Below are 21,682 nucleotides of genomic sequence, written 5' to 3'. Positions count from 1 at the left end.
AAGAATGCTGGGAGAACGGCCTGGTGCTCCTCAGTGCCGGGGCCCGGGGCAATGTGATTCGCTTCCTGGTACCCCTGGTGATCACCGATGAACAGCTCCAGGCGGGGCTGGATATTCTGGAGGCGGCTTTGGAAAAATACGCTCGTTAATTTCATCACAGGCAGGAATTGGACACTTGTTTCGCGAAATAAACATAAGGGAGCGCATCGTGAATCGCCGTTGATCAACATGTTACCTGTCGAAGACCGGCGGCTTCTCCTGGGAAGCTGCCGGGGCAGGAAGGAGTGAGTACATGCCCAACTTAACAGAGATCCGTGAAACAACCCAGCAGGTGGCTGAAGCCATTTCGCTGGCGGTGGGTCTTGAAACGGAAATCGTCGATCACGAACTGACCATTGTTGGCGGAACAGGTCCTTATGAGGATCGCCTGGGAGAAAAAGAAGAGCTTGGGAAGTTGGAATCAAATTTTCTTTATGCACGGGTGCTGCGGGAGGGGAAAACCGTTTTTGTCAAAGAAGCCCTCAGTGACTTGACATACGATCCGCTGACCCGCCTTGGTAAGCGCCAGGAACTTGCAGAAATCTGCACACCCATCATCAGCGGTGGCAAAATCATCGGTGTGATAGGGTTGGTGGCCTTTACCAGGGAACAGCATCAGCATTTACTGATCGAAAAAGAGAAATTGAAGCTTTTTGTCGAACGAATGGCAGACTTGCTGGGTGCCAAAGCCTCTGAAACAATTATGATCTTGGAAATGAAGCGCACCCGGGAAGAAATGGCCACCATTTTGGAAACCATCCACGAAGGCATGTTGGCGGTGGATGACCGGGGGATGGTGGAATACTGTAATGCAAATGCAGCCCTGCTACTGAAAATAAATCGGGAAGAGCTCATTGGAAGTCATCTGGCAGCACTGATGCCCGGATCGCCGGCGCTGGAAGTTCTGAAATCCGGCGAGGGGTATACTGAACAGGAAGAAATCCTAAAAAATGGCAACCGGAACCTTCACTTCATTGTGACGGTCAAACCCATTGTGGATCAGGATCATATTCGTGGGCTGGTGGTCTCCTTCAGAGATATTGTGGAAGCTCGTAAGCTGGTATACAATCTGAGCGAAATGAGCATTACTTACACTTTTGAGGATATCATTGGTGACAGTGAGCGGATGCATCGGGCAAAAAACCGGGCCCGGCAGGTTGCAAAAGGTAACTCCACCGTACTGATTACAGGTGAAAGCGGCACAGGGAAAGAGCTGTTTGCCCGGGCCATCCATTATGCCAGCAGCCGCTGTCACGGCCCCTTCATCACGGTTAATTGCGGAGCCATTCCGGAGACGCTTCTTGAAAGTGAACTGTTTGGCTATGAAAAAGGTGCGTTTACTGGTGCCAGAGACAAGGGAAAAGTCGGTAAATTTGAGTTGGCAGATACAGGCACTATTTTTCTGGATGAAATTGGCGATATGCCCCTCCACTTGCAGGTGAAACTCCTTCATGTTCTTCAAAACCGGCGATTTGAGCGTGTGGGAGGCAATAAAACCATTCAGGTGGATGTGCGGGTGATCACGGCCACCAACCGGAATCTGGAAGAGATGATGCGGGACAAGATGTTTCGTGAAGATCTGTACTATCGCATCAGTGTCATTCCCTTGGTGTTGCCGCCTCTCAGGGAACGCAAAGAAGATATTTTACCCCTTGCCCGCTACTTTCTCCAAAAGTACAACGGTTTCATGAATAAAAAAATACTGGGTTTTTCCGACGATGTGCAGCAGCTTTTCACAGGTTATCAGTGGCCAGGGAATGTGAGAGAACTGGAAAATGCTGTGGAGTATGGTGTGAACATGACTTTTGGGGGATCTGTGGAAATGGATGCAGTACCGCCCAAACTGCAGCATCTTTTGGTGGAGCCGGGGCAGATGCTCAGGTATTCTTCCCTTCAGGAACAGTTGAAAAATATCGAAAAAGAAATTCTTCTGAATAAGATTCGGGAGCATGGGAGCACCCACGAGAGCAAGCTGATCATTGCCAAAGAACTGGGAGTCAGCCGTGCAACTTTGTACCGAAAATTGTCGGAGTATCGCATTTCTTAAAAATGAGAATTAAGACAATGAATATCAAATATGAGAATAAACTGAAAAGTAAGTTTTTGAGCCTTTTTGCATTATCGTGTATCATATTTGAGAAAAATGGGATCGAAGTGGGAAGTGTGCGGCGGGAAAATAAGAGTGAGAATTGGCCTATTTATCTAAATATTGAAGCAAAAGGCGGCGTTCTACTCTTTAATTCCATGGAAGAGGGATTATGGTATGAATTTTGCAATGTAAGAAGGTGCGTCACCAGACACTAAACACCAAAAGTGAAAGTGAGGGGTTGACATGTTTGACGCATACAGGGATTTACCTTGGGATTTCACCTAACACCGCGATCATCAGAGTGACCGGAGGAAAATGAACAAAAAAAAGGAGGATTTTCTGATGAAAGTACTTTTGATTGGCGTTGGCGGTGTGGGTGAAGCCATTGCGTCCATTGCAGACAAACGGGATTTTTTGGAAATGATGGTATTGGCCGATTACAATTTGAATCGTGCCAAGGAAGTACAGGCAAAACTTGGTAATCCGGAGAAATACCCGGTGGAGCAGGTGGATGCCCGTGATGGAAAGCAGATTCAAGAGCTGGTGAAGAAGTATGGCGTGAATATTGTTGTCAATGGATGCGAACCGGCCTTCAATGAATCCATTTTTGACGCTGCTTTTGAAGCAGGGTGCAACTATATGGACATGGCCATGACTTTGTCCCATCCTCATCCGGAAGCACCCTATGAAAAATCCCATGTCAAACTGGGCGATTATCAGTTTGAAAGAGCCCAAAAGTGGGAAGATAAGGGTTTGCTGGCATTAGTGGGATCAGGGGTTGAACCGGGAATGGCTGATGTTTTTGCCCGTTATGCCCACGATCATCTTTTTGATGAAATTGACGAGATTGGAATCCGGGATGGCAATAATCTTCAGGTGGAAGGCTACACGGTTCCCTTTGGATTCTCCATATGGACCACCATCGAAGAATGTCTCAACCCGCCGGTGATCTGGGAACGTGATAAAGGCTGGTATACCACAGAGCCCTTCTCCGGGGAAGAAATTTTTGATCTGCCGGAAGTTGGTCCGGTGGAAATGGTGAATGTGGAACACGAAGAGGTGTTGTTGGTACCTCGTTATCTTGACAAGGGACTAAAGCGCGTCACCTTTAAGTTTGGTCTGGGCAGAGATTTTATCACTATGCTGAAGAACCTCCAGGAACTGGGGCTGGCCAGTACAGAGAAGGTAAAGGTGAATGGGGTTGAGGTTTCGCCCCGGGATGTGGTGGCAGCTACAGCTCCCAACCCGGCGTACATCGGTCCCAAAATGACGGGCAAAACTGTTGCCGGCACCTGGGTAACCGGTCGAAAAGACGGTTTGGATCGGGAAATCTATCTGTATCAAGTGGCAGATAACCAGGAATGCATGAAAATTTACAACTCACAGGCGGTCGTGGCGCAAACAGCCTTCCCCCCTGTGCTGATGATGGAACTGTTGGCTAAAGGCCTCTGGAAAGCCACCGGCGTTCAGGGACCTGAATTTTTCCCGCCGGAACCCTTTATGGAACTGATGGCTGCCTATGACTTCCCCTACGGATTACAGGAGCGGGACTCTGCCTATAAAGAGGCACAAAAGGCGTAAGGCAGATTGCAGATACTACCTGAGCAAGGCCTTGGCACGGTATAAAATGATCTTTGGTGCAGGCGCCCCCGCCTGCTGAAAAATCCCTGCGTGTTGTGTGTGTGTGTGTGTCGATTTTAATGTTTGAGAGGGTGTCTGTGCCGGATCATTTTATCAATAGCATCGATGCAATAAAAGACGAACCTGAGACAAAGGAGGGAATCTGTGTGGGACTAAAATTTGTTCAGGAAAACTGTATTGGCTGTAAATTATGCGAGTTAGCCTGTTCGGCTTCTCATGAGGAAATGTTTAACCCGCGACTGGGCAGACTGCGGGTGGGCAGTCACTATGAAAACAAAGATCTGAAAATTGAAGGACATGTCTGTATACTTTGTGGCTCCTGTGTGCGTGCCTGTCCAACGGATGCCATTGCACTGGAAGGCGGCAGACTCCATTATACCAGAGAAGACTGCATCAACTGTGGTGTCTGTGTGGATGTCTGTCCTCAGTCCGTAATTGTACAGAAAGAGGAAGACGTTGGGATTTGTGATTTATGTGAAGGTGATCCCTGGTGTGTCAAATCATGTCCTCATGGAGCGTTGATGTTGAAAGGGGGCACCTCAGCATGATGGGATATCAAAATAAGGTGTTGCGCGTGAACCTGAGCAGCAAAAGCTGGAGCACAGAACCCCTGAACATGACATGGGCAAAAAAATATATTGGTGGCAAAGGTTTAGGAATTAAATACCTTTATGAAGAACTGACGCCCCAAACTGATCCATTTTCCCCTGAAAATAAACTGATTTTTATGACAGCGCCACTGACAGGCACCACTGTTCCCTGTTCTGGCAAGCTGGCCATCATTTCCCGTTCACCAGCCACCGGCACCATTCTGGACTGCTCCATCGGCGGCCACATTGCCTCTGAGATCAAATTTGCCGGCTACGATGCGGTGATTCTTGAAGGGGCACTGGATGAACCGGGCGTGCTGAAGATTGAAGACGATCACATTACATTTTTACCAGCAGATGATTTGTGGGGAAAAGGCTCCCATGAAACAGAAACCGCACTTATTGAAGCTCATGGCAAAGATATGAAAGTGATTTCCATCGGCCCTGCCGGAGAAAACCTTTCCACCATGGCCTGTATTAATTCTGACTACTATCGCCAGGCTGGCCGGGGCGGCATCGGCTCTGTCATGGGAAGTAAGAAACTGAAGGGATTCCTGGTGAAGGGAACTGGCGGTGTGCAGGTCCATTCTATTCAGGAGGCCATTACCCGGATCAACGAAATCATGCGTTCAGACACCCTGACAGATGACAACCTGTGGGCCTATACCGATGGAACGGCGATGTTGGTTGAAATGTCTCATAACACGGGTATTTTGCCAACCCATAACTTTCAGGACGGCACCTTTGGCGCTTATCAGGGCATCGACTCAGAAGCTATGAAAAAAGCCCGTTCCGGCAAAAAAGCCTGTGGAAGCTGTGCCCTTGGTTGCGGTAACTTTACTAAAACGGGGCGCGGTGCTGTGGAGGGGCCTGAGTATGAAACGTTGGCACTTTGCGGCTCCAGCTGTGGCATTGGCGAACTGGACGCAGTGGTGAAGTTCAATGACCTTTGTGATGATATGGGGTTGGATACCATCAGCGTTGGAAACACCACTGCTTTTGCCATGGAGTTGACAGAAAAAGGCATCAAGGATTTTGGCCTTCGATTTGGTGATGTGGAAAGCTACCTGAAGGTACCTGAGCTAATCGCCCGAAAAGAGGGTATTGGTGTGGAACTGGGGCTGGGCACCAGGGAACTTGCCAAGCGTTATGGCGGCGAAGATTTTGCAATGCAGGTGAAGGGGTTGGAGTTTCCTGGTTACGAACCCCGAGGCTCATGGGGAATGGGGCTGGCCTATGCCACATCTGATCGGGGTGCCTGTCATATGAGAGCCTGGCCTGTTGCTGTTGAAGCATATGGTGATGTGGATGCCTTTACTGTTGAAGGAAAAGCACAGTTGGTGATGGAAATGCAGAACTCCAATGCCGTTAAATTCTCCCTGATTCTCTGCGACTTTTGGGCGGCGGGAGAAGAAGCAATGGCAGAAGTGCTTAACCTGATCACCGGGGCCGACTACACCGCCGAAGAGCTGCTGGCGATTGGTGAGCGTGTCGTGAATATCGCCCGTGCCTTCAATATAAGAGAAGGTTTTACCGGCACCCATGATACACTGCCCAACCGCATTTTCAATGATGCTTTGAAATCAGGAGCCACTGCCGGTAAAAAGATTCCCAAAGAAGACTTTGACAGAATGCTGGCGGAGTATTATCATCTCCGGGGCTGGACGGCAGAGGGCATTATTTCTGATGAAAAAGCAGCAGTACTGGAGTTGTAACCCATGTTGATTCATGTGATTCTCGCAGGACCATTAAGCCGATATGGAAATGGCTGCCGCGAGTTGTCAGTGGAAGGTGAGAAGGGGTGGCAGGTGGCTGATCTCATCAGTCACCTGAAAATCCCTGAAATGTCATATAGCTTCGTCTCCATTGGAGGCAGAAAGGTGGAAGAGCACCGGCCACTTTCTGAAGGGGATGTGGTGACGGTGTTTCCGCCGGTGTCGGGGGGGTGATGAGTAAAACCGGATTGTGACAGCTGACGAATGGAAAGCAGTGACACTCACAAGGAGGTTATATCTTAATGGGAGAAGATGTTGTAAGTGTATTTCAATCAGCTAATTTAATCTTGATTTTTCTTGGATTGTTTGTGTTGGTGATTTTGTACATGGGAGTTCGATATTCCGGTAAAGTGGAAGAGTCGGATGACCTGGTGCTGGCAGGCAGGGGCTTGAGCCTCCCCTTTCTGGTACCATCCATTCTGGCTACATGGATTTGTGCCGGTGCCATGATGGGGGCTGCCGGAGAAGCCTATACCGGGGGTTTGCAGGCAGTTGTATGGGATCCCTTTGCTCCGGTAATGATGATGCTCATCGTCGGTGTTTTCTTTGCCCATCGGCTCAGGAAATCGGGTTATACCACTGTAATAGATTTTATGAACGACCGATTTGGTAAGCGAATGGGTATGCTGTACCTGGTGGTACAAATGCTGTCGGCCATTGGCTGGCTGGGTGGTCAGCTGGTAGCCCTGGGTGTGATTGTCTATCTGACCACCGGCTTCAGCATGATGACAGCCATTTTGATTGCTGCCATTGTCATGATTGTAGTGTCTTATATTGGCGGTTTGTGGGCGCTTTCGAGAGTTGACGCCATCGTGCTGGTACTGATCATTGTGGGTCTTCTCATTATGCTTCCCATCGTTATTGGTGAACTTGGCGGTTGGGATGTCTTCTTTGCAGAAGGCGATAACTGGCTGGAGGTACCCACTTTTGCCATTACACCTGTTGCTGCCGATGATGGCGGGTTCCTCTGGTACACAGGTTTTCTGGGATTGGCCTACTATCTTTCAGCCTGGGCAGCTTTGGGGCTTGGAGATGTTCCCAGTCAGGTAATCCTGCAGCGTGTCCTGGCAGCCAAGGATGAAAAAGTGGCGCGACAGGGTTTTATCATCAGTGGCGTGATGTACCTGTTTATTGGATTGATACCTGTGGCCATCGGGATAGCCATGTACACCTGGGGGCTGGACCTGCCGCTGGATAAGGTGGAGATGGTGCTTCCCTGGGTAGCAGACAACTTCCTGCCTCCCTGGGCTTCTGTCCTCTTTGTGGTTTCCCTTGCAGGAGCGATCATCAGTACCGTGGGAAATACCTGTCTGATTTGTGCCACCATGGCGGGTCACAACCTGTTCAAGTACTTTAAGCCTGATGCCACCCCCAAGGAAGAACTTCGAATGGTGCGAATCGCCATTCCAGTGACCATGTTCATGGCCCTGGTCATTGCTCTGTACTTTGAAACGGTGTATAAACTCATCGTGTTCTCGGGTGCATTGCAACTGTGTACCATTTTTGCTCCTTTTGTGCTGGGCTTCTTCTGGAAAAAAGCCAACGCAAAAGGTGCGATTGTCTCCTTCTTTACAGGGCTGATTTCATGGGTGGTCTTTTTCTTCATGATCTTCCCCTATACAAAGGAGTCCAATTTTGAAGAAGAAATCATTGAAGCCGGTCTGGCGATGGACTGGGCCATCTGGGATGCCCTCTATATGTCCATGGTGCCGGCAGCCATTTTGGCCTTCGTGGTCATGATTGTGGTGTCTCTCAAAACGCAGCAGTCTGATCCTCCCAAAGTCTTTACGGATTCCAAGGGGAACCCCATGACAGATGGCATCTTCTCTTGGTCTAAATAAGATACTCACCTGCTGAAGAACTCCGGGGCCCCTGTTTCAGGGTTTCCCGGGGCTCTCTATCACCACTGGTGAGATTGTTGGAAAGAGGTGACGAAAATGAAATACCCACATCCCTGGGGAGAAAATGCCACCGGTGAAATGGCGGCAGCGGATGTATTGTTGATGGCTGTTCCTTTTGATGGGGCAGTGAGCAATGCCAAAGGAGCAGCAGAGGCGCCTGACCGTATGCGGGAACTTTCCAGGATTTTGCCGCCGGTAACAGAAGAAGGTGACTGTTTTGGTGAGCTGAAGGTGTGTGACGTCGGTGATGTGGCGGTGATGCTGGATTGGCAACGATATTACAAAGCAGTGGAAAAGAAAGCTGGTGAACTGATCGCCACAGGAAAACCCTGTGTGTTTCTGGGAGGAGACCATTCTGTCACCATTCCACTGATCACTGCCTTTGCCAGTGCTTATCCTGATGAAAAGATAGGGATCATTCATTTTGATTCCCACCCGGACATCATTTCTGAGTATGACGGTCACGGCTGGTCCCACGCCTGTACTCAGCGCCGTGCGGTGGAACTGAACAATGTGGATCCTGAAGGGTTAAGCTTTGTTGGATTGCGCTCTTTCATGGAAGAAGAACTGGATTTTTTTGACGAGCACCCGGAAATCACCCTGTATAAGGCTCGTGATGTCTACCTTCAGGGGACGGCCTCTGTGGTGGAACAACTGGTGGAACGTTACCAGGGTTACCGGCGGATTTACCTGACACTGGACATTGATGTGCTGGATCCTGCTTATGCACCGGGTACGGGAACTCCGGAAGCAGGCGGGCTGTCATCCAGGGAGCTGATGGAAATGGTACGGGCGCTGATGACCCGCCTGCCCATTCAGGTGGTGGATCTGGTGGAGGTGTCGCCTCCGTTGGACCACTCCAATATCACCAGCTGGGCAGCGCTTAAAGTAATCTACGAAGTGTTTGGTGTGTTGTTTCGAAGGCAGCTCAATTCATTAAAGGAGGGGTAGCATGAAAAAAAAGATGGCAAAGTGGTTAGTGATGGTCCTTGCGTTGGTCATGGTGTTGAGCGGTACCGGGGCCTATGCCCAGGAACCGGTTGGTTTGATGTTGGACACTGAAGAGGCGGCGACAAGCCTTGTTCTGCAGGATGGCCGTGCCATGATTTCTGTGGATGATTTGGAGGAGCTCATGGGAGTCGGCGCCCAGTGGCAGGAGGATGAGCTGGTACTGACCTTTGCAGAAAAAACCATGGTGTTGACAGTTGGCGAATCAAAAGCATTGCTGGACGGCGAATCCATAATGCTGGACCAGCCTTTAACCATGGAAGCGGATAGGCTCTGGGCGCCGCTGGCATCGGTGGCCCGAGCCTTTGGACACGAAGTCGTCTGGAATGCTTCCGCTAAAAGCGTTGAAATCATCACCCGCACCAACCGTCTTTTTTCTGAATATGTCAAAGCCATCGCTGCTACCGGCTCCTTGATGTTAAATGGAGAAATGGGTGATCTTCATGAAGCCATCGTTGCTTCTGGCGAATGGGATACCCCTGAAAATGAAGCTTTTAGGGCAATTTTGAAGGAAATCAAGGAGGCCAATGGGGTCACTTACGTCTACACCCTTATTAAATCAGGTACTGATGAAGATCCGGCGCTGTTGATATCAGATTCAGATTCTCCTGACGAGTACGGTGACGCATATGACATGGAATCCCAGTTTCTGAAGGCTTTCGCAGGTGAGCCAGCCTATGCTGTCCATTTCTGGGATGATGAGGGTATCGTGATGAAGTCAGCCTTCGCACCCATCTACAATTCTGACGGACAGGTCGTGGCGATTTTGGGAATCGATACCGTGTACAATCCCATGAACCATGATGCCAATGCCCTCATCGGCACAAAGGTGAAAGCCATTGCGGCCACCGGTGCCTTAATGCTTAAGGGAGAAATGGGTGACCTGCACGAAGTCATTGTCGCTTCAGATGAATGGGATACCCCTGAAAATGAAGCTTTCCGGACCATTTTGAAAGAAATCAAGAAGGCTAATGGAGTCACTTATGTCTATACCCTTATTAAATCCGGGACCGATGAAGATCCTACGCTGTTGATTTCAGATTCGGATTCTCCAGAGGAGATGGGTGATGAATATGACATGGAGCCCCAGTTTCTGCTGGCCTTCAGCGGTACTCCGGCAGCAGCTCAACATATTTGGATAGATGACGAAGTGATGAAATCTGCCTTTGCCCCTATCTATAATACTGCCGGTGAAATTGTCGCCCTTTTGGGAATTGACACGGAAGCACCGGAACTGGCACATGTACCAGAACTTGAGTAATTAGATAGGAGCAGCTATTTCAACAGAGGGCTGAGTGGGTGTTTTGACAATACATTTCAGGAAAGTGCAGGTGGCCATAGGGCTGCCTGTATTTTCTTAATATTGCGCCAAAGTCTTGTTGGGTGTACAATAAAGAGGAACTGAAGGGATCCGTGTGTGCGGCTTGACAGCAACATACCACATATGGAGACAACAACAGGGGGAGGGATGCGTATATAGAAAAGTTGAATCGATGTAGATGAATGGGCAACAAGGTTCACTACAGCAATAACCACACGGGACGATACAGCCATTTCGCAAGACACTGCAGCCTGCTGCAGAGGCCGGGGAGACCCCTGTAACGACTGAAAGCCTTCGAAATACTGGAGCCACGCGATTGGTATGCTGCATAACCTAACCTGATACCATGACAGGAGGCGTTATGATGGAGCAATCGGTGATTACAGTTTTCGAATCTTCAAAATGGATTTTAGGTATTCTGGGTGTTTATGTCATTGCCATTCTTTATCTTGGATTCCGTTATTCTGGTCGTATTGAAGAGTCGGATGATTTAGCCCTGGCAGGTCGTAATTTGACACTGCCCTTTATGGTACCTTCCATCGTGGCCACCTGGATTTGTGCCGGTGCCATTATGGGAGCAGCTGCAGAATCATATAAGTGGGGATTTCAGGGTGTCATTTGGGACCCCTTCGCACCTGCACTGATGATGGTGCTGGTGGCTGTTTTCTTTGCCCGGCGACTGCGCCAGTCCCGGTTCAGCACCGTAGTGGACTTCATGCGCACCCGATACAGTGAACGCATGGGAGATCATTACCTGCTGATTCAGGTGCTGTCGGCCACCAGTTGGCTGGGTGGGCAGTTGGTGGCACTGGGAATTATTGTCAATCTGACCACGGGCGTGGGAATGCTTCCCGCCACCATGATTGCCACCATTGTTGTCGTTCTGGTGACCTACTTTGGTGGATTGTGGGCTTTGTCACGGGTGGATGCCATTGGATTTACCCTCATTATTGCAGGGCTTTTCGTCATGTTTCCGGTGGTTATTACCCAAGTGGGCGGGTGGAGTGAGTTCATCGCCAATGCCGCAAACTGGGGTGAGTTGCCACCCTTTGCCATGATTCCTGTTGCTCCTGATGACGGCGGATTCATTTGGTACACCGGCATTCTGGGGATTGTGTACTACCTGTCGGCTTGGGCATCACTGGGTATTGGAGACTTAAACAGCCAGGTACTGCTGCAGCGTGTGCTGGCTGCAAAAGACGAAAAAACAGCAGTGCGGGGTTTTATGATCAGTGGTGTGCTATACCTGGTGCTGGGGTTGATCCCGGTACTGATAGGTATTGCCATGTTCACCTATGGACTGGAGCTGCCTTTGGAACAGACAGAATATGTGCTTCCATGGGTGGCAGAAAACTTTTTGCCCAGCTGGGCAGGTGTGCTGTTCATTGTTGCACTGACAGCGGCGATCATCAGTACGGTGGGTGATAACTGTCTGATTGTTTCCACCATGATTGGAAATAACATCTATCCCAAATACGTGCCAGAAGCTACACAAAAGCAAAAATTGCGTGTGATGCGCATTGCCATTCCGGTGGTGGCGGTTGTGGCCATGGGGATTGCGCTGATGTTCAGCACGGTGTACAAACTCATTGTTTTCACTGGATCCATTTCGTTGGTTACCATCATTGTTCCTTATATTTGCGGCTTTTTCTGGAAAAAGGGAAATGCAAGAGGTGCGCTGGCTTCTTTCTACACAGGTGCCATAACCACAGCGATTTCTTTCTTTCTGTTCTTTCCCTTCACCCAGGAAGCCAATATGGGTGTGATGGTGGAAGGACAGGTCTATATGGATTGGGCCATCTGGGATGCCCTGTACATGGCATTGATTCCGGGAGCCATTGCAGGACTGGTGGCGATGATTGTGGTTTCGCTGAAAACCCAGCATTCTGACCCGCCGAAACCCTTCGTTAATGCCAAGGGAGAACCCATGGACAGCCGGGTATTTTTCTGGCAAAAATCCTGACTGCTTCATCAGAACTCAGAATGTATAAAGTGCTAGAGAATCAGAAAGCACTAAAACGTTTGACATGATTGCAAATGAACCAGCAACTCCATGAAACCAAAATAAAAGGGCTTAACCGTCATCGGGTGGTTAAGCCCTTTTCAGAACTGCTAACATGCAGTATCAATGACAATAATGAAAAGGAGGCTGTCAACATGAACCACTGGGAGACAAAACGGGAAGCTGTGGAAAAGCTGATGCAGGATGCAACGGTGGTACGACTGGCATTGTGTGACGGTGAACAGCCCTATGTGGTGCCGGTGAATTTTGGAGTGGGAGAAGGTAAGCTTTATTTTCATTCAGGAGCAAAAGGCACAAAAGTGGATATTTTAAGTCGAAACCCCCGGGTAGCCTTTGAAATGGACGCAGATGTGACTGTTGTGAGGCATCCTGAAGCATGTCACTGGAGCATGAAATACCGAAGCCTCGTGGGAACAGGTATTGCTCGGCTCCTTACAGATCCGGCGGAAAAGAAGGCGGGGCTGGACCGATTGATGGCGCATCATGCACCGGGAGAAGCCTTCCCATATGACGAAAAAATGATGACGGTCACCCATGTCTATGAAATTGCTGTCGAACATCTTCATTACAAGGAAGCAAAAGGATCTTAAACAGATCAATCGCAAGGCAGTGACCCACAATCCATCGGGGAGGGACAACCATGAGTCGTGACAACATTCATCTGCCACGTCACTGGCAGCATTATTTGAGCAAAGCCTCAGTGACATACGCCCACAGCGTTGCCATGAAACTTCATCCACTGGTGAACAGTCCGTTAGGTGGGCGGAATGCCGGTAGTCAGGCAGAACATGAAGCAGCCGAAATGCTGTTTCAGGAAATGAAAGCCATTGGATTAAAAGAAGTGAAGAAAGAGGCGTTTCCCGTTGTGAAATGGGAGTTCAGAAACGCCAGTCTGTATGCGGAAGGGCAGACCATCCGGCCCTACGCCTACCCTTCGGGGGGCACTGAGCCTGAAGGAGTGACAGCACCCCTTGTGCCCGTTGGCCGGGGAACACGTCAAGACTATGAAGGTTTGGATGTGACGGGAAAAATCGTGTTGATAGATATCGACATGCGCAACGATTGGTGGATCACTTATCCGGCGCTGGAAGCCGCCCATCGGGGAGCGGTGGCTTTGGTGTGCAGTTGCAGTGGTGGTTTTTCAATGGGAGATGAGCAAGCCTTAAACTGCCAGGATTTTGTTGGTCCTGTTACCATCCCTTGCGTAAGCATCAGCCGAAAAGACGCGTGTTGGTTGAAAAAAAGACATGCCGCCGGTGGTATCAATATCACGCTTCAGGTGGATAACCATATAGATCCGTCCGGTGTCAGCTACAATCTGACAGGGGTGATTCCCGGTAAAAACCGCCATGAACAAGTGTTGGTGGGCGACCACTATGACTGCCATTTCTGGGGTTTTCAGGATAACAATGCCGCAGTAGGACTCACTCTGGCCATTGCCAAAGGGATCGTAGATGCCGGCATTGTCCCTGACCGGGATCTGGTGTTTATTCTTCATGGAGCTGAAGAATCCGGTGCACTGGATACTCGCTATGACTGGTCGGTGGGTGCCTGGAATCAGGTTAACCGGGTGCGCCGGGAATGGACGGGAAAAACCCTCGCCTATCTGAACTTTGAGTTGCCTGCCTGTCACTTTCCCAATAGTCATTACACAGCAGCAGCACCAGAGCTTTTCACCATGCTGGAAAGCTTTCGGCACATTTTACCGGATGAACTGAAGACATTCCGGGGTGATCCCTATGAAACGGGATATCGGCAGTTTTCCTGGTCGGATGACTGGTCTTATACGGCAGCGGGGATTCCGGGGATGGTGAATGCCTTTCTCACCAATAAACAGGGAGAGGTGAATGATTTTTTCATTACCACTTACCACAGCCAGTTTGATAACCCGGATACCTATGATGAAGCAATGTTCCGTCACCATTTACAGCTCTATGGGCTGTTGGCGCTGTATCTGACTGATGCCCCCCTGATAATGCTGGATTTTTCCCATCAGGCAGTGCGGTTGAAGGAGAGTCTTCGCATCGAAACTGGTGAATGGTTTCAGGGAGAAGTGCTCAGCATTAGAAAAGCCATTGAAGAGATGGAAAGAAAAAGTAAAAACCTTATATTGAAGCTCGATAAGATAAACCGTCGGCTGTCCATCCATGAAAGTGATACACACAAGGAGAGATCAGATTGCCGTGAACAGTGTCGCAGAATAAACCAGTTCCTGCTGGAATGGTTTCGACGTTTTCAGGATCTTTTTCTCCGTCTGGACTGGTCTGATGTTCCCATTTTCGGACATGAACATTTCCAACAGAACATTCTCATGCTGGAGGCGGCCTTAGAGCATCTGAAGCTCCAGGAACCAGATAAAGCACTGGAGTTTCTTATTCAAATTGAAGATGAGTGGATCAGCGCCCATTTTTCCCGGGAGGTGGTGACTCACTTCACTCATCAGGTGATGGGGGAAGACCGGCAACATAACCAGTATTGGGGAACGGGTCGGGTGATGGGAGCCATTGATCTGTATCGCCCATTGGTTGCCATTCAGGAAAAGATACAGGTGCTCGATAAAGGCGGGGAAAATGTGGATTTTAATGGAGAGATGGAGCTTCTTCTGCATCAACGGCAGCAGCAGGGAGAAGCATTGCGACAATGCCTTCAAAGAGAGGTGAAGGGGCTTGAAGCAATGCTTCGTCAGTGGGAAGAAGATGATCTGGATGGTTTGGTGCAAGAGCTGATCCTCCACTTGACAGCGGATGAAGTTTTGATATGATCAGATAATGATGGCGTGAGAAATGAACTAAAACAAGCCATAAAGGAGAAAGACCATGCGAGCAGAAATTCTATCCATCGGAACGGAGCTGTTACTGGGAGATATTGTCAACACGAATGCCCAGTATTTATCCAGACGCCTGGCGGAGTTGGGAGTGTACGTTTACTTTCAGACAGTGGTGGGGGATAATCCGGAACGGATTCTGGAAGCCTATGCCCATGCCTATGGCCGGGCAGATCTGGTGGTGATTTCTGGCGGTCTGGGACCCACGGAGGATGACCTGACCAAGGAAACGGCTGCCAGTTATTTTGGCCGCACCATGGTGGATCACCCTGAAATATGGGAACCCATCCGCCGCTATTATGAAAAAAGGGGAACTGCACCCATTGAGAATGCCAGGAAACAGGCCGCATTCCCTGAAGGTGCTGTCATTCTGCCCAATCCGGCGGGAACGGCACCAGGCTGCTGGATTGAAGATCAGGGGCGCTATATGGCTATGATGCCCGGGCCACCCAGGGAAATGATTCCCATGTTTGAGGAACAGGTCATTCCCAGGCTGAAACCCCACTTAAGCCAGACGTTTCAGTCCCGGTTACTGCGGGTGTGCGGCACCGGCGAGAGCAATGTGGAAGAGGCGTTGAGGCACCTGATCACCGGGCAGTCCAATCCCACCGTTGCCACCTATGCAAAAGAAGGGGAAGTGCATGTGCGGATCACTGCCAGAGCCGACACGGAAGAAGCGGCGGAAATATTGTTGATACCAGCGGTGGAAGAATGCAGGGAAGCCTTGGGTGAGCTGGTCTATGGCCAGGGGAATACTTCTCTGGAAGAAAGCATCTACTTGCTGCTGCGGCAGCGGAATTTAACCATGGCCGTGGCGGAATCCCTGACGGGAGGACTGCTCACAGGAAGATTGGTGAATGTGCCGGGAATGTCCGCCTGTTTGCTGGAAGGGTTGGTACCTTACACAAATCAGGCGAAAATCAGACAGTTGGGGATTGAACCCGACAAACTGGAGGCTTTTGGTGCTGTCAGCAGTGAAATGGCAGCAGCAATGGCCCGGCGGGTGGCTGAAATCAGTGGTGCAGCGATCGGTCTAGCGGTCACCGGCTGGGCAGGGCCTTCTAAGGATCCTGCAGAACCGGCGGGACTTATCTGGATGGGCCTGCATCTGGCGGGAGAAACACTTACGCGCCGCATTTCTTTTGGAGGCGACCGCAACCGGATTCGTTTTTTTGCCGCCAATATGGCGTTGTGCTGGTTGTTGCGGGAACTGAAAAAAGCAGACTAAAAACAAATAAAATGAAAAGCACCGCCAACCGGCGGTGCTTTTAACTATGATTGACAACTTTGACAGCGTTAAAGGGAAACTTCAGTTTGCGGGTGGTTTTGCGAATCACCAGCTCAGGCTCAAGAATGGTCTTGCGAACGCCCCGGGTGGCACTGCCATTAATTTCATTGAGCAGCACCTCTGCCGCATATTTTCCCATGAGATACTTGGGCTGAGCAATGGTGGTCAACTGAATCTGGGGATAACCGGAAAAAATGATGTTGTCAAAGCCCACCACGCCGAAGTCTTCAGGAACGCGGATGCGATGGAGCTGAAGACACTCCAGCACTCCGAGAGCAATAATATCATTACCGGTAAAAACAGCGTCGGGCGGGTTGGGCAGTTTCAATAGTTCCTCCATCAGGGCAAAGCCGCTTTCGCTGTAGAAATCATGGTTAACAATTAGTTCATCGGTAAGCGGCATATCATAACTCTCCAAAGCCATTTGATAACCTTTGAGTCGTTCGGAGTTGGAATGCGAACTTTTTCTTCCGCCGATAAAGGCGATCCGTCGGTAGCCAGCCTCGATGAGATGCTTGGTGGCAATAAAACCGCCCCGCAGGTTATCGATCTCAATATAACTATGGCGCCCAGTGCTGGATTGTCCGCTGAAAATCACCACCGGCAGTTGGATATCTTCCAAATAGCTGTGGTCACCAGTGGTAGGACCGTCAAAATCAGAGGCAGGTTTAATGATAATGCCGTCCACCCGTTTTTCCTGAAGGGCTTTGAGATAAACCGTCTCTTTCTCCATATTCCAGTTGGTATTACATAGAAAAACGGTGTAGCCATGTTCGCTGGCAACATCCTCCACACCCCGGGCAATTTCAGGGAAAAAAGGGTTAACAATATCAGGAATGACCAGCCCGATGGTGTGTGTCCGCTGGGTTACCAGACCCCGGGCAATGGCATTGGGCTGATACCCCATTTCCTGCGCAACGGCCATGATGCGCTCCCGGGTTTGCTGATTGATCCCTGGCTTGTTATTAAGTGCTCTGGAAACGGTTGCATATGAACAATCAACCCTCCGGGCGATATCTTTTATGGTAACAGCCATCATGAACCACTCCTGTCATCGGGGACATGCTTTATCTATACGATACACGATTCTTTCAAAAAGTTCAATCAACAGTAAAAATCCTTGTGAATAGAATATCAAACGTTTGCATTGATTTCAAGCGATTTTCAAAAGAATATACAGTTAAAAAGAACGTTTTCCTCGATGGATTTGAAAAGAATATTTTTTTAAATGCTGCAATAGTTGGAAAAACTAGCCTTAAAATTTGTTAATAATTTAACGTGCGCAATATCTTAGTAAGCCTATTGACAATTTTCTCAAAATACAATACTATTTTCTTAGAAATCAATGCAAACGTTTACGATAATCTTGATTGTTTATAATGAAAACGGGTATTCAGAGAACGGAGGAAGATCATTGAAAAAAATCCGGACAGGTATTGTCGGACTGGGCCGCTTGGGCCGACAGCATGCTGAAAATGCGGCATTCCGCATACCCCACCTGGAACTGCAGGCGGTTTGTAGTGTCATTCCTGAAGAAGTCGAAGACTTTCAAAAAACCTGGCAAATTCCGGAAGGATATGTGGATTTTGATGAAATGATTGAGAAAAGCGATCTTCAAGCAGTGCTGATTGCGTCTCCTTCCGGGTATCACTGCCGTCAAATAGAAAAAGCGCTGGCTGCCGGACTTCATGTCTTTTGCGAAAAACCGCTGGGGATCAGCCTTGATGAGTGCCGGCAGGCCGAACGAGCAGTTGAGGCATATCCAGATCAGATTTTCATGCTTGGATTCATGCGGCGCTTTGACCCTTCCTATCAGTATGCGAAAAAGAAGCTGGAAGAAGGTGCCATTGGAAAACCCATTTTATTCAGAGGGTATAGCATTGACCCTGAATCAGCCATTGAAGGTGCCATACGGTTTGGTCCCACCAGTGGAGGCCAGTTTCTGGATATGGCGGTTCATGATATTGATCTGGCCAGGTGGTTTCTTCAAGCTGAAGCGCGAAGCGTGTATGCTGTCGGCGGCTGCTACCTCCACCCCGAGTTTGCTTCCTTTAATGACGGCGATAATGTATCTGCTTTAATGCAGTTTGAAAACGATGCCATGGCTTTCTTTGTCGCTGGAAGAACGGCACCGCATGGATATCATATTGAAACGGAAATTATCGGAACGCATGGAACCCTTCGAATCGGCGGAACACCCAGAGCCAACCAGGTGGAAATTCTTGACCAGCACGGTGTTCGACAGGAGTGTGCCCAGAACTTTCTGGAAAGATTTGAACAAGCCTATCTCAACGAACTGCAAACCTTTGCTCAATGCATCTTAACGGGAGAAAAGCCGGACGTGAGTGTTTATGACGGCACCCGGGCGACGATTATTGCTGAGGCGGCGACCCGGTCTTTCCGGGATCAGGAATTGGTTTGGATTGACGTACGCAACGCGTAAGCACTGGCAGTGTCGCCGTGTGAATAGAATTAGACCGGGTCCGCTGGAAGTACAAGATATATCTGTTAGCGATATTAACGGCATAGCTGTTAATATAAATGTGTCAGAGATCCACAATAAAAACCAAGAAAGAAGGGGGAAGAAAGAATGAAAAAGAAGTTAAGCTTGTTATTGGTGTTGGTACTTGCTGTAGGGCTGCTGGCAGCATGCGGCGGCGGAGGAGGTGGCGGTACTGAGGCACCTGCTGCTGAAGAAGGCGCCATGACCATCGGATATGCCAGCAGTAACCTGAACGACACCGGTCAGACTTTTGTGGCAGATGGAGCACGAACTTATGCTGAAGCCAATGGCCTGACCATTCAGGTTCAGGACGCTCAGGAAGATGTTGTGCGACAGCAGGACCAGGTAAAAACCATGATAGAGCAAGGTGTTGACGCACTGGTGGTTGTTCCTGTTGATACCAGCGCCATGGGTCCCATTACCGATGCTGCACAGGAAGCCGGTATCCCATTGGTGTATGTCAACCGCAACCCCTTTGGTGAAGATCAGCCGCCTGAAGGTGTCTACTATGTAGGTTCACAGGAAATTGTTGCTGGACGTATGCAAGGCGAAGCTTTGGTAGAAATGATGGGCGAAGAAGGAAACGTGGGAATTCTCATGGGAATCCTGAGTAATGAAGGTGCCATCAAGCGAACTGAAGGAAACGAAGAAATTCTTTCCCAGTATCCCGGCATCAATATTCTGGCAAAAGAGACCGGCAACTGGCAGCGTGACCAGGGAATGTCTTTGACAGAAAACTGGCTGACAGCTTATGGGGACGATCTGAACGCCATTTTGGCCAATAACGATGAAATGGCACTGGGTGCCGTTCAGGCACTTCAGGCAGCGGGTCGTGACGATGTGCTTGTCATGGGTGTTGATGCAACTCCCGATGCCAAAGAAGCTGTCAAGGGAGGCAGTCTGGCAGCTACGGTTCTCCAAGATCTCTTTGGTCAGGGAAACATGGGAACCGAGATTGCTCACCAGGCAGCTCAGGGCAACTCACCGTCTCAGTTAACCTGGATCGACTTTGTTCCGGTAACTATTGACAACGTTGACGAGTTTTAATCACCAAAAATAAATGATTGATTCTGAATGGGGAAAGGGAGGAAAACCCTTTCCCCATCTCAACATCAGATGAAAGATTAAGTTGGGGTGGTGCGAAATGACGGAACAACCGCATGTACTGGAAATGAAAAACATCATCAAAAACTTTCCTGGTGTCCAGGCACTGAAAAGTGCCGAGTTAACCGTGGGGCCTGGTGAAATTCATGCTCTCATGGGCGAAAACGGGGCAGGAAAATCGACGCTGATGAAGTGTCTGATTGGTATTCATCCACCGACTTCAGGTGAAATTTATTTTGATGGAAAACTGATAGAAAACTATTCGACGGCCGATGCTTTGAACATGGGAATCTCCATGATTCATCAGGAGTTGAATCCGGTGGAGCACCGGCCCATTATGGAGAACATATGGCTGGGGCGTGAACCCAAAAACCGGCTGGGTCTGGTGGATCACAAGAAGATGTATGAGATGAGCAAAGAAGTGCTGGAAATGATCGATCTTAAGGAAGATCCGAGAACAGAAATGCGCCATTTGACAGTGGCAAAAATGCAAATGATTGAGATTGCCAAGGCAATTTCATACAATGCAAAGCTGATCATTATGGATGAGCCCACATCGGCGCTTACCAACAAAGAAGTGGATCAACTGTTCAGCATCATGCGAAAACTGAAAGAAAATGGAAAAAGCATCATCTACATTTCACATAAACTGGATGAAATCTTTGCCATTACCGATAAAGTGACAGTGCTTCGGGACGGCCAGTATATTGCAACAGAGAAGACGGCTGACCTGACAGTGGAGCGAATGATCAAACTGATGGTGGGACGGGACATCACCGAAATGTTCCCCAAAGTCGCCTGTGAAATTGGAGATGTGAAGCTGGAAGTCAAAAATCTCTCCAACGGAAAACACTTTAAGAATGTGTCGTTTCAGGTGCGCAAAGGGGAGATTCTGGGCGTGGCCGGATTGGTGGGTGCCGGCAGAACAGAAGTGATTGAGGCTGTGTTCGGTATTCGTTCGGCTGAAGGTGAGATCTATATTGATGGTGAGCGAGTCAGCATTCATTCAGCTGAAGATGCCATCAATAATAAAATGGCCCTCCTGACGGAAGACCGACGAATGAACGGGATTTTTCCCATGCTGAATATACTTCAAAACATGACAATTTCCAACATGAAAAGTTATGTGAAGAAAAACAAGCTGGTAGATCATAAAAAAATGAAAACGGATGCCCATCGATTCATTGAAACGTTGTCGGTCAAAACACCGGGTATTTATCAAAAAATTGAAAATCTCAGCGGTGGAAACCAACAAAAAGTACTGGTGGCCAGGTGGCTCCTAACTGAGCCGGACATTCTTTTTTTGGATGAGCCTACCCGGGGAATTGATGTGGGGGCGAAAGCAGAAATACACAAGCTGATCACCAGTCTGGCAGGTCAGGGAAAAACCATCGTGATGATCTCTTCAGAACTCCCGGAAGTCATGGGAATGAGTGATCGGATTATGGTGATGCATGAAGGCCGGGTAACAGGTATTATTGAAAACCGTAAAGACCTGACCCAGGAAGAAATCATGCGGTATGCCACTGGAGAGGTGAAAGAAAAACTGGCCTAAGTGCTCATAGGGGGAAGGAAA

16 protein-coding genes are annotated in these 21,682 nt (G+C 49.1%); 15 read left to right on the top strand and 1 reads right to left on the bottom strand.

Annotation, left to right across the window (positions count from 1 at the left end):
- The first annotated feature begins 292 nt into the window (after positions 1-292).
- The 12 genes from AAIG11_RS16045 (at position 293) to AAIG11_RS15990 (ending at position 16,439) form a co-directional block, all read left to right on the top strand.
- Positions 293-2,086, top strand: a complete 1,794-nt coding sequence (locus tag AAIG11_RS16045; RefSeq protein WP_343187248.1) for a sigma-54-dependent Fis family transcriptional regulator — start codon at positions 293-295, stop codon at positions 2,084-2,086.
- A 384-nt stretch (positions 2,087-2,470) separates the two neighbouring features.
- The gene (locus AAIG11_RS16040; protein ID WP_343187247.1) at positions 2,471-3,709 is read left to right on the top strand and encodes a saccharopine dehydrogenase family protein; all 1,239 of its coding nucleotides are present in this window, start codon (positions 2,471-2,473) and stop codon (positions 3,707-3,709) included.
- 206 nt (positions 3,710-3,915) lie between these two features.
- Positions 3,916-4,317, top strand: a complete 402-nt coding sequence (locus AAIG11_RS16035) for a 4Fe-4S dicluster domain-containing protein (RefSeq protein WP_343187246.1) — start codon at positions 3,916-3,918, stop codon at positions 4,315-4,317.
- A complete protein-coding gene (locus AAIG11_RS16030; RefSeq protein ID WP_343187245.1) occupies positions 4,314-6,074 on the top strand; it encodes an aldehyde ferredoxin oxidoreductase family protein in 1,761 nt (586 codons plus the stop codon). Before AAIG11_RS16035 ends, AAIG11_RS16030 begins: the two co-directional genes overlap by 4 nt.
- 3 nt (positions 6,075-6,077) lie before the next feature.
- On the top strand, positions 6,078-6,308 hold the full coding sequence (locus AAIG11_RS16025; RefSeq protein WP_343187244.1) for a MoaD/ThiS family protein: 231 nt from the start codon (positions 6,078-6,080) through the stop codon (positions 6,306-6,308).
- Positions 6,309-6,376: 68 nt separating this feature from the next.
- Positions 6,377-7,975, top strand: coding sequence for a sodium:solute symporter family transporter (locus tag AAIG11_RS16020; RefSeq protein WP_343187243.1), 1,599 nt, complete (start codon positions 6,377-6,379; stop codon positions 7,973-7,975).
- Positions 7,976-8,071: 96 nt separating this feature from the next.
- Positions 8,072-8,986: an agmatinase gene (gene speB / locus AAIG11_RS16015; RefSeq protein ID WP_343187242.1), complete on the top strand. Its 915-nt coding sequence runs from the start codon at positions 8,072-8,074 to the stop codon at positions 8,984-8,986.
- 1 nt (position 8,987) lies between these two features.
- Positions 8,988-10,304, top strand: coding sequence for a copper amine oxidase N-terminal domain-containing protein (locus AAIG11_RS16010; protein ID WP_343187241.1), 1,317 nt, complete (start codon positions 8,988-8,990; stop codon positions 10,302-10,304).
- Positions 10,305-10,728: 424 nt separating this feature from the next.
- Positions 10,729-12,327, top strand: coding sequence for a sodium:solute symporter family transporter (locus AAIG11_RS16005; RefSeq protein ID WP_343187240.1), 1,599 nt, complete (start codon positions 10,729-10,731; stop codon positions 12,325-12,327).
- Between the two features lie 74 nt (positions 12,328-12,401).
- Entirely contained in the window at positions 12,402-12,977 is a 576-nt protein-coding gene (locus tag AAIG11_RS16000) for a pyridoxamine 5'-phosphate oxidase family protein (protein ID WP_343187239.1), read from the top strand.
- Between the two features lie 50 nt (positions 12,978-13,027).
- Complete coding sequence (locus AAIG11_RS15995; RefSeq protein ID WP_343187238.1) at positions 13,028-15,148, top strand: M28 family peptidase; 2,121 nt, start codon at positions 13,028-13,030, stop codon at positions 15,146-15,148.
- A gap of 55 nt (positions 15,149-15,203) precedes the next feature.
- Positions 15,204-16,439 carry a competence/damage-inducible protein A gene (locus AAIG11_RS15990; protein ID WP_343187237.1) on the top strand — a complete coding sequence of 412 codons (1,236 nt, stop codon included), beginning with the start codon at positions 15,204-15,206 and terminating at the stop codon, positions 16,437-16,439.
- A gap of 40 nt (positions 16,440-16,479) precedes the next feature.
- On the opposite strand, the gene AAIG11_RS15985 is transcribed toward AAIG11_RS15990, so the two are convergent.
- Entirely contained in the window at positions 16,480-17,535 is a 1,056-nt protein-coding gene (locus tag AAIG11_RS15985; RefSeq protein WP_343187236.1) for a LacI family DNA-binding transcriptional regulator, read from the bottom strand.
- Between the two features lie 378 nt (positions 17,536-17,913).
- On the opposite strand from AAIG11_RS15985, the gene iolG reads away from it, so the two are divergent.
- From iolG to AAIG11_RS15970, 3 genes are all read left to right on the top strand, one after another.
- On the top strand, positions 17,914-18,942 hold the full coding sequence (gene iolG / locus AAIG11_RS15980) for an inositol 2-dehydrogenase (RefSeq protein WP_343187235.1): 1,029 nt from the start codon (positions 17,914-17,916) through the stop codon (positions 18,940-18,942).
- A gap of 147 nt (positions 18,943-19,089) precedes the next feature.
- Complete coding sequence (locus AAIG11_RS15975) at positions 19,090-20,049, top strand: sugar ABC transporter substrate-binding protein (protein ID WP_343187234.1); 960 nt, start codon at positions 19,090-19,092, stop codon at positions 20,047-20,049.
- A gap of 97 nt (positions 20,050-20,146) precedes the next feature.
- On the top strand, positions 20,147-21,661 hold the full coding sequence (locus AAIG11_RS15970) for a sugar ABC transporter ATP-binding protein (protein WP_343187233.1): 1,515 nt from the start codon (positions 20,147-20,149) through the stop codon (positions 21,659-21,661).
- The last annotated feature ends 21 nt before the right edge of the window (positions 21,662-21,682 follow it).

The organism is Anoxynatronum sibiricum (assembly GCF_039414295.1).
GTDB lineage: Bacteria > Bacillota > Clostridia > Peptostreptococcales > Tindalliaceae > Anoxynatronum > Anoxynatronum sibiricum.
This window is presented reverse-complemented; position numbering and strand designations above follow the sequence as displayed.